Here is a 13,301-nt window from a genome sequence, read left to right as displayed (position 1 = left end):
CAATATTTGGAAGTTAAAATAGTTTCCGTGCGCGACGAGGTCAAGACGCCTTACGGTGGGGCGGTGCCCGACACCCCCGACCCCATCTCCGAGGCCCACCGGCAGTGGAGCGCCCGCTGGCCCGAGCACGCCGACCACATGGCGGCCGTGACCTCGGTGATGCGGGCGCAGCAGCTGCTGCTCGGCCGGATCGAGGCGGTGCTGAAGCCGCACGGGCTCACCTTCGCCGCCTACGAGGCGCTCCGGCTCCTCGCCTTCACCCGCAGGGGCACCCTTCCCATGGGAAAGATGGGCACTCGTCTCATGGTGCATCCGGCGTCGGTCACCAACGTGATCGGGCGGCTGGAGCGGCGCGGTCTCGTCGGCCGCGCCCCCTCCCCCGACGACCGCCGCGTCGTGCTCGCCACGATCACCCCGGCGGGCCGCGACCTCGCCGAGGAGGCCACCGCCGCGCTCAACGAGGCCGGCTTCGGCATCGCCGCGCTGCCCGCCGAGCGCGCCGCCGAGATCACCGCGGCGCTGCGCGCCGTCCGCGTCTCGGTGGGCGAGCTGCCCGACGAGTAGCCGGTCCGCGCCGGGGCGCCCCGGCCCCGCCTTGCCCGGCCCGTCCGGGCGGTGACACGGTGGGAACGATCAGCGGTACCGGCATCGAGGGGGCGGGCATGGCGAACGAGACGGTCTTCACCTACGGCGCGCCGCAGCTGAAGTTCGGCACGGGCGCGTCCGACGAGATCGGCCACGACCTCGCGCAGTACGGCGCGCGGCGGGTCCTCGTGGTGACCGACCCGGGCGTCGCCGCGACCGGCGGGCCGCAGCGGGTCGCCGACGCGATGAAGGCGTACGGGATCGAGGCGGCGGTGTTCGACCGCGTCCGCGTCGAGCCGACGGACGCGAGCATGCGCGAGGCGGTCGAGCACGCGCGGGAGACGGGGCCGTACGACGCGTACGTCGCGGTGGGCGGCGGGTCGAGCATCGACACCGCCAAGGCGGTCAACCTGCTCACCACGAACGACGGCGACCTCGCCGAGTACCTCAACCCGCCGGTCGGCGCGGGACGGGCGCCGGAGCGGGCGCTGCTGCCGCTCGTCGCCGTCCCCACCACGACCGGGACCGGAGCCGAGAGCACGACCGTCTGCGTCCTGGACGTCCTGGACCTGCGGGTCAAGACGGGCATCAGCCATCCGCGCATGCGCCCGACGCTCGCCGTCGTCGACCCCGACCTGATGGTGACGCAGCCGTCGGGGGTGACCGCGTCGTCCGGGATGGACATCGTGTGCCACGCGCTGGAGAGCTACACCGCCAAGCCGTACGACGCGTACGAGCGCAAGCGGCCCGAGCAGCGCGTCCCGTACTGCGGCGCGAACCCAGTGTCGGACATGTGGTCCGAGCGGGCGCTGGGCCTGATCGCGCATTCGTTCCGCGCGGCCGTCCGGGACGGCGAGGACCGCCGGGCCCGCGCCGACATGGCGCTGGCCGCCACGTTCGCGGGGCTCGGGTTCGGGAACGCGGGCGTGCACATCCCGCACGCCAACGCCTATCCGATCGCCGGGCAGGTCAGGGACTTCCGTCCGGACGGGTACCCGGACGGCGAGCCGATGGTCCCGCACGGGATGTCGGTGTCGCTCACCGCGCCCGAGGCGTTCCGGTTCACCTTCCAGGCGCGTCCGGAGCGCCACGTCCGCGCCGCCGAGCTGCTCGCCCCGGAGATGGACCGCCCGGACGACCCGGCCGAGTACCTGCCGCGCGCGCTGCTCGGCCTGATGCGCGACATCGGCATCCCGGACGGGATCGCGGGCGTGGGCTACGGGGAGGCGGACATCCCCGACCTGGTCGAGGGGACGATGCGGCAGCAACGGTTGCTGGTGGCGTCGCCGCGCCCGGTCACCGAGGACGACATCGCGGGGATCTTCCGGCGGTCGATCCGCTCCTGGTGAGCCCCGCCGGAGGCGCCGCCCGGCCGCCCGTGGGCGGATTGCCGGATATGTACGTCGCGTGCGCACCCAGCGGTCGAATGGGCGGAACGATCCAATATGCTGCGGGTCACATCCGTTGTGTCGCAAGGAGGCGGTGATGGCGGATTCGCCGACGATGACGTACGGCGGTTACCTGCGGCTGGATCGGCTCCTGTCCTGCCAGGAGCCCGAGACCGACGCGCACGACGAGCTGCTGTTCGTGATCATCCATCAGGTCTACGAGCTGTGGTTCAAGCAGATCCTGCACGAGTCCGCGCTGCTGCAGCGCCGGCTGGAGGCGGGCGGCAGCGCGGGCGCGCTGCACACCGCGCGCCGGATCGCCAAGATCCTCAAGACGGTGGTCGGGCAGCTGGACGTGCTGGAGACGATGACGCCCCGGCAGTTCGCCGCGTTCCGGGACGCGCTCGGCACCTCCAGCGGGTTCCAGAGCGACCAGTTCCGCGAGATCGAGGCCGTCCTCGGCCGGCGCGAGTTCCCGGCGTCGGTGCTGCGCGGCGACGAGCGGCTGCGCGACGCGGTGTCCCGGCCGTCCATGTTCGACTCGCTGCTGCGCTACCTCGCTGTGCAGGGCCACCCCGTCCCCCGCGAGGCGCTGGAGCGCGACACGTCCCTGCCGTGGGAGCCGGACGAGGCCGTCCAGCAGGTGCTGCTGGCGGTCTACGCCGACGAGAACGGGCCCGCCGCCGAGGTGTGCGAGGCGCTCGTGGACGTCGACGAGGGCGTCCAGGAGTGGCGGTACCGGCATCTGAAGATGGTCGAGCGGACCATCGGCGCCAAGATCGGCACGGGCGGCTCCGCCGGGGCCGACTACCTGCGCTCGACGCTGTTCGCGCCCGCGTTCCCCGACCTGTGGGAGGTCCGCTCGCAGACCGAGCAGCCCACCGCCGGGGAGGAGCCCGCCCATGGCGGCTGAGCGGCGCGGTGAGCGGGTCGCGATCGTCGGCGCGGGCCTCGCGGGCTGCCTGCTCGCGGTGCTGCTCGGCCGCCGCGGCATCGAGGTGACGGTCTACGAGCGGCGGCCCGACCCGCGGATCGCGGGCGCCGAGCGGGGCCGGTCGATCAACCTGGCGATCTCCGCGCGCGGGCTCGCCGCCCTTGAGCAGGTGGGGCTGCGGGACCGGTCGCTGAAGCAGGCGCTGCCGATGCACGGGCGGATGGTGCACCCGCTGGGCCGGGAGCAGAACTTCCAGCCCTACAGCGCTGACGGCCGGCGCGCGATCAACTCCATCAGCCGCGCCCAGCTCAACGAATCGCTGCTGGACACCGCGGAGGCCACGCCCGGCGTGACGCTGCGCTTCTCCCAGCGCGTCACCGGCGTGGACGTCCAGGCCGGGGCGCTGCTGTTCGAGGACGGCGGCACCGAGGCCGCGGACGTGGTCCTCGCCGGGGACGGCGCGTACAGCGCGGTGCGCCGATCCCTCGGGCTGAACGAGGACGCCGACTTCCTGGAGCACGGGTACAAGGAGCTGACCGTCCCGCCGCGCGACGGCGACTTCGCGCTCGATCCGGACGCGCTGCACATCTGGCCGCGCGGCACCTCGATGATGATCGCGCTGCCGAACCTGGACCGCTCGTTCACCTGCACGCTGTTCTGGCCCAAGTCCGACCTCGCGGCGCTGGACTCCCCCGAGAAGGTCACGGCGTACTTCGCCGAGCACTACCCGGACGTCGCGGGCCTGATCCCCGACCTGGTGGACGACTACGAGCGCAACCCGGTCGGGTCGCTGGTGACCGTCCGGTGCCGGCCGTGGACGCGGCGGGGCGACGGCGCGATCGTCGCGCTGCTCGGCGACGCCGCGCACGCGATCGTCCCGTTCTTCGGGCAGGGCGCCAACTGCGCGTTCGAGGACTGCATCGAGATCGACCGGTGCCTGACGGAGACCGGCGGTGACTGGGCGCGCGCGCTGGCGCTCTACGAGGAGCGCCGCAAGCCCAACACCGACGCGATCGCCGAGATGGCGCTGGACAACTTCATCGAGATGCGCGACCGCGTGTCGTCCCCCGTCTATCGGGCGAAGCAGGCGGCGACGCACGCCCTGGAGCGGCGGCTCGCGGGCCGGTACGTCTCGCGGTACGAGCTGGTGTCGTTCTCGACGATGCCGTACGCGCGGATCCCGGCCCGCATCCGGCGGCAGAACCTGGCGCTGGCGGGCGCGGCGTCAGCAGCCCTCGCGGGCCTGGCCGTGCTCCTGCGCCTCGCGCTGCGCGACCGCCGCTGACCGGGCGCGGCGGCCGGCCGCCAGGTCGGCGACGGCCGCCACCAGCGCCAGCACGACGAACACCAGGATGACGATGAGGCCGCGGCGGAACGCCCCGGGCCAGTCGCCGTGCGTGCTCGCGAGGGCCGAGAAGAACACCGACCCGACCGCCGCGATCCCCATCGCGGTGCCGACCCGCTGCCCGGTCTGCAGCACGCCGGCGGCGCTGCCGCCCTGCGTGTAGTGCACCTCCGACAGCGTGATGGTCTGGTTCGGGGCGATGACGAGGCCGCTGCCGCAGCCGGCGAACAGCAGCGGCAGCGCGGTCGCGATCCCCACGCCCCGTCCCGGCTCCAGCTCGACCGCGACCCACGCGGCGGCCAGCCCCACCGCCACCACCGCGAGGCCGGCGGCGACGAGCGGGCGCCCGTACTTCGCCACGATGCGCCCGCCGACGGCCGCCGCCACACCCGACCCGACCGCGAACGGGGTGATGGCCAGGCCCGCTTCCAGCGCGCTGTAGGACAGGCCGTTCTGCAGGTACAGCGTGAAGATGAAGAAGATCGCGGTGAACCCCGCGAAGTACAGCAGCGCGATCGCCGACCCCAGCGCGTACGAGCGGAGCCGGAACAGCCCGAGGTCCACCATCGGCGCGCCTGCCCGCCGCTCCCACCAGACGAACGCCGCGATCAGCAGCGCGCCCGCGAGGACGAGCAGCCATTTGAGGTTCCCGTGCCACTGCTGCTCCTGGACGAGCGGGAGCAGCACGCACACCACGCCCGCGCCGAGCAGCAGCACGCCGGGCGGATCGAGGCCCTGCTTCTCGCCGCGCACCGGCGGCGGCAGCAGCCGCCACGCCAGGAACAGCGCCGCCACGCCGACCGGGATGTTGACGTAGAACACCCACCGCCAGCCCTCCGCGTGACCGGCGAGCGCGATGATGCCGCCGCCCAGCAGCGGCCCGGCGGCCGTCGCGATCCCGATGACCGCGCCGAGCGCGCCGAACGCCCGGCCCCGGTCGCCGCCCTGGAACAGCTGCTGGATGAGGCCGGCGACCTGCGGGTTGAGGATGCCGCCCGCGACACCCTGGAGGAGGCGGGCCAGCACGAGCCACGTCATGGTCGGCGCGATGCCTGCCAGCGCGCTGGCCGCGGTGAACAGCGCCAGGCCCGTCATGAACACCGCGCGGCGGCTGCGCGCGTCGCCGAGCCGCCCGGCCGGGACGAGCACCAGCCCGAAGGTCAGCGCGTACCCCGACAGGATCCACTGCAGGCCCGCCTCCGAGGCGTGCAGCCCCTGCTTGATCGACGGGAGCGCGACGTTGACGATGCTGACGTCCAGCAGCGTCATGAACGCGGCGACGAGGCAGACCGACAGCGCCCGCCAGGGACGCTGCACCCCGCCCTCCTGGTCGGCCCCCGCCGTGGCCTCCGTCCGCACGAGCGATCTCCTTTCCGAAGATCACCGCACCAAACCCGGCGCACCGGGCGCACCGGCCGCTGTGCCACAGTTGCGTGGTGACCGCATCCCCACCGGGCTCCGACCCCGACGAACTGCAGTGCTCCGCCAAGGGCTGCCGCGCCGCGGCGGTCTGGGCGCTGCGCTGGAACAACCCGAAGATCCACACCCCGGACCGGCGGAAGATCTGGCTCGCCTGCGACGAGCACCGCGAGAGCCTGTCGGCGTTCCTCGACCGCCGCGACTTCCTCAAGGACGTGGTGCCGGTCGAGGACCGCGACGCCTGAGGCCCGGAGCGGGCGGCCTGCGGGGCTCCTAGGCCTCGTCGAGGACGCGTTCGCCGGCCTGCTCGGGCACGTCGCCCTGCCCCGCCGGCGCCCCGGCGTCCGCGGAGGGCTCGGCGGGTTCGGCGGGTTCGGCGCCCCAGGCCTCGGCCAGCTCCGTCAGCCGGGCGGCGGCGTCCCGGGCGGGGGCGCCGCGGCCGACCGCGAGGCCGAGGAGGTAGGCGGTGAGCGGCGCGCCCGGGCGCGCCACCCCGTGCGCGACGTCGCGGGCCAGGTCGAGCACGAGATCGCGGTCGATGTCGCCCCGTTCCAGGCCGAGTTCATCGCAGACCGCGGTCATCCAGTCCTCCAGTACGGACATGGGCGTCCCCCTTCAACGCGTCGACGTACGATGCCCACTCTCGCACGGTCAAAGCACGTCCGGCCGGGCGAGGCCGTCGGCGCGGGCGAGGTCCTCGGGCGTGTCGCAGTCGTACCACGGGGGCCGCTCCCCGGCGGGGAGCGCGACCTCCGCCGGGCCGAGCGGGCCGAGGACGCCGCGCAGCGAGGCACCGGTGTAGGCGGCGAGCGCGTCGCGCAGGCGGGCGGTGCGCCAGCATCCGGCGAGCCACTGCTCGCGGCCCTCGCCGTCCACCAGCACGGCCCCGTCGTGCTCCCCCGCCGCGTGGAGAAGCGCGGCGATGTGGCCGGGACGCAGGAACGGCAGGTCGGCGGCGAGCAGCGCGACCCAGGGCGCGCGCACCTCGGCCAGGCCCGCCCTCAGCGCGGGCACCGGCCCGGCGGCGGGCGGATCCTCGCGGACCCGGACGGCGCCCGGCAGCACGTCCCGCGGCGGCCCGACGACGATCGTCCGGGACGCGCCGGACGCCGCGGCGGCGACCCACTCGATCAGGGCGCGGCCGCCGACCTTCGCGGCGGGCTTGTCGGCGCCGCCGAGCCGCCGGGCGCGGCCGCCCGCGAGCAGCACCGCGTCGAAGGACGCCGGATCGGAGGGCACCGGATCGGAGGGCACCCCGCCGACGGGCACCGCGCCGGAGGGCACGGGGTCAGCCGCCGATGGCGGACATCGGCCGGGCCGGCTGCAGGAACGCCGGGTCGTCGATGCCGTGCCCGGCCCGCTTGGCCCGCACCGCCGTCCGCCAGCGGTCGGCGATCTCCTCGTCGGCCGCGCCGGCCCGCATCGCGTCGCGCAGGTTGGACTCCTCGGTCGCGAACAGGCAGTTGCGGACCTGGCCGTCCGCGGTCAGCCGGACCCGGTCGCACGCGCCGCAGAACGGCCGGGTCACCGACCCGATGACGCCGACCGTCTCGGGGCCGCCGCCGATCGCGAACGTCTCGGCGGGCGCGCTGCCGCGGTCGTGGCCGGCGTCCGGCGCCAGGTCGAACTCCGCGGACAGCCGCTCGAGGATCTCGTCCGCGGTGATCATGTCCTGCCGGGTCCAGCCGTGCTGGGCGTCCAGCGGCATCTGCTCGATGAACCGCAGCCGGTAGCCGTTCTCCAGGCAGAAGCGCAGCAGCGCGGGGGCCTCGTGGTCGTTGATCCCCCGCATCAGCACCGCGTTGATCTTGACGGGTTCGAGGCCCGCGGCGCGCGCCGCCTCCAGCCCGGCGAGGACGTCCGCGAACCGGTCGCGGTGCGCGAGCCGCTTGAAGGTCGCCGGGTCGAGGGTGTCCAGCGACACGTTCACCCGGTCGAGGCCGGCGGCGGCGAGCGGCCCCGCCAGCCGCGCGAGCCCGATCCCGTTGGTCGTCAGGGAGATCTCCGGGCGCGGCTCCAGCGCGGCCGTGCGCCGCACGATGTCCGGCAGCCCGCGCCGCAGCAGCGGCTCGCCGCCGGTGTAGCGGACCTCGGTGACGCCCAGCTCGCCGACCGCGAGGCCGACGAGCCGCACCACCTCGTCGTCGGTGAGCAGCTCCGGCTTGGGCAGCCAGTCCAGGCCCTCGGGCGGCATGCAGTACGAGCACCGGAGGTTGCACCGGTCGGTGAGCGAGACCCGCAGGTCCGTCGCGGTACGACCGAAGGTGTCGACCAGCACGGGCGCCCCTTCCTGCCGGGCGGACGGCCCGGTGGGCGGGCCGTCCGGGTTACGGTCGATCGGTCCAGCCTATTGCGGCGATCGCCGATCCGCCGCATCACGGGCTGCGGGCATGGCCGGTTCGGACGAGGAGGTACGGGTGACGGCGGCACGGGAGTGGGAGTTCGCGGGCACGCGGGGCGCGATCACGGCACGGATCTGGTCGGACGGCGAGCCCCGTTACGTCGCGGTCCTGGCGCACGGCTACGGCGAGCACCTCGGACGCTACGAGCACGTCGCGGACGCGCTGGTCCGGCACGGCGCGACCGTGTGCGGGCCCGACCACATGGGGCACGGCCGGTCGGCGGGCGACCGGGTGCTCATCGAGGACTTCGAGGACGTCGTCGCCGACCTGCACACCGTCGTCGAGGCGGCCCGCGGCGACCACCCCGGCCTGCCCGTCGTGCTGATCGGGCACTCCATGGGCGGGCTCATCGCCGCCCGCTACGCGCAGGTCCACGGCGACGCGCTAGTCGCGCTAGTGCTGTCGGGTCCCGTCCTGGGCCGCTGGTTCGTCGTGGACGACCTGCTCCCCCTCGACGAGATGCCCGACGAGCCGATCGACACCGCGACGCTGTCGCGGGACCCGGCCGTCGGGAAGGCCTACACCGAGGACCCGCTGGTGTGGCACGGCCCGTTCAAGAAGCCGACCGTCCGGGCCCTGAACGCCTGCCTCCGCGCCATCAACGAGCACGGCTCGCTCGGCGCGCTCCCCACCCTGCACGTCCACGGCGCCGACGACCGGCTCGTCCCGCTCGACGGCACCGAGGCCGGGATCGAGGCGATCCGGGGCGCCGACCTGACCCAGCGGATCTATCCCGGCGCGCGCCACGAGGTGTTCAACGAGACGAACCGCGACGAGGTGCTCGCCGACGTCACCGCGTTCATCGACCGCGTGCTGGGCTGATCAGCGGCGCCCCGGCGGGCGGCGGCGGCGCGCCCGCCGGCGGCGCGCCGCCTCGTCCTCCGCCCACGTGATCTCGCCGTGCCGGTCCCAGACGAGCGGCCGCAGCTCCGCCGGGTCGGCGGGGACGTCCGGGCGCGCGAGCACGTCGGCGCGGGCGCGGCGGGCGACGCTCACCCGCCGCCGGAAGTCGCGGAAGACCTGGATCTCGCCGGCGGCGGAGCGGCACTTCCCGCCGAGGTGGTCGTAGTCCATCCCGTGGGGATTCCGGACGTCGAGCCATCCCGCCTGCACCGCCCACTCCCGCGCCTCGGCAGGACGGGCCGGGAGGAGCGCGACGAGCCCGTGCGTCCGCTTCACCCGTCCGCGCTCGGGTCCGGGCGGCGGGTGCTCGCGGAACCAGCCGCGCGGGTCGGCGAGAGCGGCGTCGAGGCCGTGCGTCCGCCACCGGACGGTGCCGTCCGGCGGGCGCCGCAGCGGGAGGCGCCGCGCCAGCTCGCGGGCGGTCGCGGCGGTGAAGGGGGTGTGCCAGGCCGGGACCAGGGCGATCGGGTCCGCCGGGTCCGCGTCGAACGGCGTCGGCGTGAGGAACGGCCGGTCGATCACGAGCAGCGTGCCGGGCCGCGACTGGTAGGCCAGCCCCCACAGCAGCCGCGCGAGGACGCGGGCGCCGTGCTGGTCGGACAGCACGTGCCAGGTCTCATGGAACAGGTTGGTGCTGAAGCCCGCCTTGGTGGCGGGCCGCAGCCCGATGACCGTGTGCTCCCGCCCGCCGAGCCGGAGCGTCCGGCGGTGCAGCTTCATGCCGTCGCGCGCGCCGCGCGCGTTCGCCGGCCGCTGCACCGCCGTCACGCCCTCAGCCCTTCACGCAGACGAGTTGCCGCAGGTGCGCGACGACCTCGACGAGGTCGGACTGCGACTCCATCACCGTCTCCAGGTCCTTGTAGGCGCCCGGGATCTCGTCGATGACGCCGCTGTCCTTGCGGCACTCGACGCCCCTGGTCTGCTCGACCAGGTCCTCGACGGTGAAGTTCTTGCGCGCCTTGTTCCGGCTCATCCGGCGGCCCGCGCCGTGCGACGCCGAGTTGAACGCCGTCTCGTTGCCGAGGCCGCGGACGATGTAGGTGCCGGTCGCCATCGACCCCGGGATGATGCCGAGGTCGCCGGCGCCCGCGCGGATCGCGCCCTTGCGGGTGACGAGCAGCTCTTCGCCGCCGTACTCCTCCTCCGCCACGTAGTTGTGGTGGCAGGAGATGACCTGGTTCCACCGGCAGCGCTTCTCGCCGAACTGCCTGGTCACGACGTTCTGCGCGAGCGCCATCATGACCGCTCGGTTGCGGCGCGCGTACTCCTGCGCCCAGAACAGGTCGTGCCGGTAGGCGTCCATCTTCGCGGTTCCGCTGAGGAACACGGCGAGGTCGGTGTCCGGAAGGTCCTGGTTGTGCGGGAGCTTGCGGGCCGCCTCGATGTGGTGCTCGGCGAGCACGTTCCCGATGTTGCGCGACCCCGAGTGCAGGACGAGCCAGATCCCGCCTTCGTCGTCCGCGCACAGCTCCAGGAAGTGGTTGCCGCCGCCGAGCGTGCCCATCTGCGAGCGCGCGCGGCCGAGGCCGGAGCGGACCGCCGGGTGCAGGTCCTCGAACTCCTTCCAGAACTCGTACCAGCCGCGCTCCTTCAGGTTCGGCAGCGCGGACGGGTCGACGGCGCTCTTGTGCGAACCGCGCCCGACGGGGATCGCCTTCTCCAGCCGGTGCCGGATACCCGACAGGTCGTCCGGCATGTCCTCCACGGTGAGCGTGGACTTGGCGGCGGTCATCCCGCAGCCGATGTCGACGCCGACCGCCGCCGGGGACACCGCGTTCTTCATCGCGATGACCGAGCCGACGGTCGCGCCCTTGCCGTAGTGGACGTCCGGCATGACCGCGAGCCCCTCCACCCAGGGCAGCGCGGACACGTTGCGGAGCTGGTCGAGCGCCTGGTCCTCGACGGTGTCGGGGTCGGTCCACATCCGGATGGGAACGCGGCCGCCCTTCAGGGTCTGGTACGGCATGCCTTCTCCTTCTCGACGGGATCCGAACCGTGATCTATGACGCCAGAGCCGCACGCCGCGGTTCAACCGGTTTTCCCGCCATGGCCGGGGTCATCCCGGCGGGCCTCAGCGGCGCCGCTCGGTGAGGCCCAGGCCGTCGAGGTGCTCCAGCAGCGCGACGGCGACGCGGCGGCTGGTGGACAGCGCGTCGCCCGCCTGCCGCGGCGTGAACGGCTGCGGCAGCGCGGACAGGATGCGCAGCGCCTCGCGGTCGGCGCCGGGCAGCAGGACGATGCCGTCGCGCAGCCGCAGCACCGCCCCCGCCCGTTCGGCGGCGGCGAGGGCGCCGCCGGTGAGGCCGAGCTCGGCGAGACGCTCCTCGGCGGGCGCGTCGAACGGGGCGCGGGCGAGGTCGGCGCGGAGCCGCTCGACGGCGGCGGCCAGCCCGGGCGGCATCGCCGCCTCCCCCGAGGGACGCGCCGCGGCCCCGTCCGCCCCCGTACTCTGCGCCGAACCAGCTTCCCGCCCCGGATCCGCCACCGTAGCCGGAGACTCGGCCGCGCTCTGGGACGGCGCCGCGCTGGAAGGCGGCCCCGCGTCGGGAGACGGAACCGCGCTAGAGGCCGGGGCCGCACCGGACGCCGGAGCCGCGCTCGAAGGCGGGGACGCGCTCGGGGCCGGAGCTGGGCTGGCCGCCGGAGCCGCGTTGGAGGGGCGGACTGCGCTCGTTGGCGTCGCCGCGCTCGGTGGCGTGGCGGCAGGCGCGGGCGCGGCTGCGGGTGGGGCCGGGTCCGTGGACGGGGGGACGGGCGCAACCGGTGGCGTGTCGGCGTCCGGGGGCACGGCTGGTCGGGGTGGGGCCGCGTTCGGAGGTGCCTGAGGGGCGGGCTCGGGGGCCGGGGGGTGGACTCGGCCGCCGTCCAGCCGGAGCGGCGGGCGGACGAGCGCGGCGACGAGGCTCCGCGCGGGCAGCCCGAGCCGCAGCCTGGCGGTCTCCAGCGGGAGGCCGGGCGCGTGCGGGGTCTCGGCGGCGTGCCGCGCCGCCACCTCGGCGAGGCGCTCGCGCAGCGCCTCCCAGTGCGCCGGGTCGGCGAGCCAGCCGCCGTCCAGGGCGACGGCGCCGTCCGGCGGCGCGCAGCCCATCAGCTCCAGCTCGGACGCGCGGAGCACGCCGTGCCGGCGCAGCACCAGCGCGCCGTCCGGCCGGTCGGGCCAGCCGGCCAGCTCGCGGGCGCGGGCCGCGCCGGCGTCGCGCCGCACCAGGGTCGGCGGACGGACGTCCAGGACGCTGACCCCGGCGACGGCGCGCCGCTCGGGGTCGCGCAGCAGGGCGGTGTCGCCGATGTGCAGGGCCAGCCGGGCGTTCAGGGTGAGGCGGGCGGTGTCGGGGCCGAGCGGGCGCAGCCGCACCGGGACGGCGGCGGCGCCGATGTGCAGGGTCATCCGCCGCGCCAGCCGCCCGGACGCCTCGCCGAACCGGGTCCGCACGTCCACGCAGGTGGTGAGCGACCAGCGGTCCGGGGTGACGAGGGCCATGCCCGCGCCGACCCGTCCGGCGTCGCGCAGCGTGAGGACGACGCGGGAGACGCCGGTGGCGCTCTCCCGGGGCGCGCCGGTGCTGCCGATCGTGCGGACGCGGACGCGGCGGCCCGCGGGCATGAGGAGCAGCTCGTCGCCGACGGCGATCGTCCCGGCGGCGAGGGTGCCCGCGACGACGCTCTGCCGCCCGGCGGTGAAGGCGTGCTCCAGCCACAGCCGCACCGGTGCCTCGGGGTCGGGCACGGGCAGCCGTCCGGCGAGCCGGTCCAGCGCGGCGGCCAGCTCGTCCATCCCCGCGCCGGTGACGGTGCTGACGGCGACGGCCTCGACGCCGCGCAGCGCGGTCCCGGCGAGCCGGTCGCGGGCCTGGCGCAGCGCGAGCTTGGGGTCGGCGACGTCCGCGCGGGTCACCGCGAGGACGCCGGCCTGGACGCCGAGCGCGGCGAGCGCGTCGAGGTGCTCCTGCGACTGGGGCATCCAGCCCTCGTCGGCGGCGACGGCGAACAGCACGGCGGGGACCGCCCCCACGCCCGCGAGCATCGCCGGGACGGACCGCTCGTCGCCGGGGACGTCGACGAACGCCAGCCTGGCGCCGGAGGGCAGCTCCGTCCAGGCGCCGGGCTCCTCGGGCTCCATGCCGGTGAGGGCGCGCACCAGGGCGGACTTGCCGTGCCCGTGGTGGCCGGCGGTGGCGACGACCTGCATCAGCGCCCTTCCCGGGTCGCGGCGCGCGGGGCCGCGGGGAAGGGTGCGGGCACGGCGCGGGCGCCGGCGGGGACGGCATAGCGGGGGTTTTGCAGACGTAGGTCCACGGAAGGCAACCCTAAGGACGCCGGGCCCG

At 75.2% G+C, this 13,301-nt stretch carries 13 protein-coding genes; 6 read left to right on the top strand and 7 right to left on the bottom strand.

Annotation, left to right across the window (positions count from 1 at the left end; translation table 11 throughout):
* The first annotated feature begins 27 nt into the window (after nucleotides 1–27).
* From amrb99_RS14355 to amrb99_RS14340, 4 genes are all read left to right on the top strand, one after another.
* On the top strand, nucleotides 28–564 hold the full coding sequence (locus tag amrb99_RS14355) for a MarR family transcriptional regulator (RefSeq protein ID WP_347256675.1): 537 nt from the start codon (nucleotides 28–30) through the stop codon (nucleotides 562–564).
* 98 nt (nucleotides 565–662) lie between these two features.
* Nucleotides 663–1,934: a hydroxyacid-oxoacid transhydrogenase gene (locus amrb99_RS14350; RefSeq protein ID WP_190856458.1), complete on the top strand. Its 1,272-nt coding sequence runs from the start codon at nucleotides 663–665 to the stop codon at nucleotides 1,932–1,934.
* A gap of 136 nt (nucleotides 1,935–2,070) precedes the next feature.
* Nucleotides 2,071–2,886, top strand: coding sequence for a tryptophan 2,3-dioxygenase family protein (locus amrb99_RS14345; RefSeq protein ID WP_206699937.1), 816 nt, complete (start codon nucleotides 2,071–2,073; stop codon nucleotides 2,884–2,886).
* Nucleotides 2,876–4,192 (top strand): NAD(P)/FAD-dependent oxidoreductase, encoded by a 1,317-nt coding sequence (locus tag amrb99_RS14340; RefSeq protein WP_190856427.1) that lies wholly within the window; start codon nucleotides 2,876–2,878, stop codon nucleotides 4,190–4,192. The genes amrb99_RS14345 and amrb99_RS14340 overlap by 11 nt, the downstream gene beginning before the upstream one ends.
* Here amrb99_RS14340 and amrb99_RS14335 read toward each other — a convergent pair.
* Complete coding sequence (locus amrb99_RS14335) at nucleotides 4,133–5,611, bottom strand: MFS transporter (RefSeq protein ID WP_347256674.1); 1,479 nt, start codon at nucleotides 5,609–5,611, stop codon at nucleotides 4,133–4,135. The genes amrb99_RS14340 and amrb99_RS14335 overlap by 60 nt on opposite strands.
* A gap of 77 nt (nucleotides 5,612–5,688) precedes the next feature.
* Here amrb99_RS14335 and amrb99_RS14330 point away from each other — a divergent pair, with 77 nt between their 5' ends.
* Nucleotides 5,689–5,916, top strand: coding sequence for a hypothetical protein (locus amrb99_RS14330; RefSeq protein ID WP_190856426.1), 228 nt, complete (start codon nucleotides 5,689–5,691; stop codon nucleotides 5,914–5,916).
* Between the two features lie 28 nt (nucleotides 5,917–5,944).
* Here the strand turns inward: amrb99_RS14330 and amrb99_RS14325 are convergent, their stop codons facing one another.
* From amrb99_RS14325 to moaA, 3 genes are read right to left on the bottom strand one after another with little or no spacing between them, the layout of a single operon-like run.
* Nucleotides 5,945–6,274, bottom strand: a complete 330-nt coding sequence (locus amrb99_RS14325; protein WP_190856425.1) for a DUF6457 domain-containing protein — start codon at nucleotides 6,272–6,274, stop codon at nucleotides 5,945–5,947.
* Nucleotides 6,275–6,322: 48 nt separating this feature from the next.
* Nucleotides 6,323–6,910 (bottom strand): molybdenum cofactor guanylyltransferase, encoded by a 588-nt coding sequence (locus tag amrb99_RS14320; protein WP_347256673.1) that lies wholly within the window; start codon nucleotides 6,908–6,910, stop codon nucleotides 6,323–6,325.
* A gap of 49 nt (nucleotides 6,911–6,959) precedes the next feature.
* The gene (gene moaA, locus amrb99_RS14315) at nucleotides 6,960–7,949 is read right to left on the bottom strand and encodes a GTP 3',8-cyclase MoaA (protein ID WP_347256672.1); all 990 of its coding nucleotides are present in this window, start codon (nucleotides 7,947–7,949) and stop codon (nucleotides 6,960–6,962) included.
* 139 nt (nucleotides 7,950–8,088) lie between these two features.
* On the opposite strand from moaA, the gene amrb99_RS14310 reads away from it, so the two are divergent.
* Nucleotides 8,089–8,895: a lysophospholipase gene (locus amrb99_RS14310; protein WP_347256671.1), complete on the top strand. Its 807-nt coding sequence runs from the start codon at nucleotides 8,089–8,091 to the stop codon at nucleotides 8,893–8,895.
* Here amrb99_RS14310 and amrb99_RS14305 read toward each other — a convergent pair whose 3' ends face one another.
* The 3 genes from amrb99_RS14305 to amrb99_RS51005 form a co-directional block, all read right to left on the bottom strand.
* Nucleotides 8,896–9,744: a hypothetical protein gene (locus tag amrb99_RS14305; protein ID WP_190856423.1), complete on the bottom strand. Its 849-nt coding sequence runs from the start codon at nucleotides 9,742–9,744 to the stop codon at nucleotides 8,896–8,898.
* Between the two features lie 4 nt (nucleotides 9,745–9,748).
* Nucleotides 9,749–10,942: an RtcB family protein gene (locus amrb99_RS14300; RefSeq protein WP_190856422.1), complete on the bottom strand. Its 1,194-nt coding sequence runs from the start codon at nucleotides 10,940–10,942 to the stop codon at nucleotides 9,749–9,751.
* A 105-nt stretch (nucleotides 10,943–11,047) separates the two neighbouring features.
* Complete coding sequence (locus amrb99_RS51005; RefSeq protein ID WP_241755540.1) at nucleotides 11,048–13,165, bottom strand: SelB C-terminal domain-containing protein; 2,118 nt, start codon at nucleotides 13,163–13,165, stop codon at nucleotides 11,048–11,050.
* Between the last annotated feature and the right edge of the window lie 136 nt (nucleotides 13,166–13,301).

The sequence above is a fragment of the Actinomadura sp. RB99 genome (assembly GCF_014706005.1).
GTDB lineage: Bacteria > Actinomycetota > Actinomycetes > Streptosporangiales > Streptosporangiaceae > Spirillospora.
Note: the sequence above shows the minus strand (reverse complement) of the source record. Positions and strands in the feature narration are given on the sequence as shown.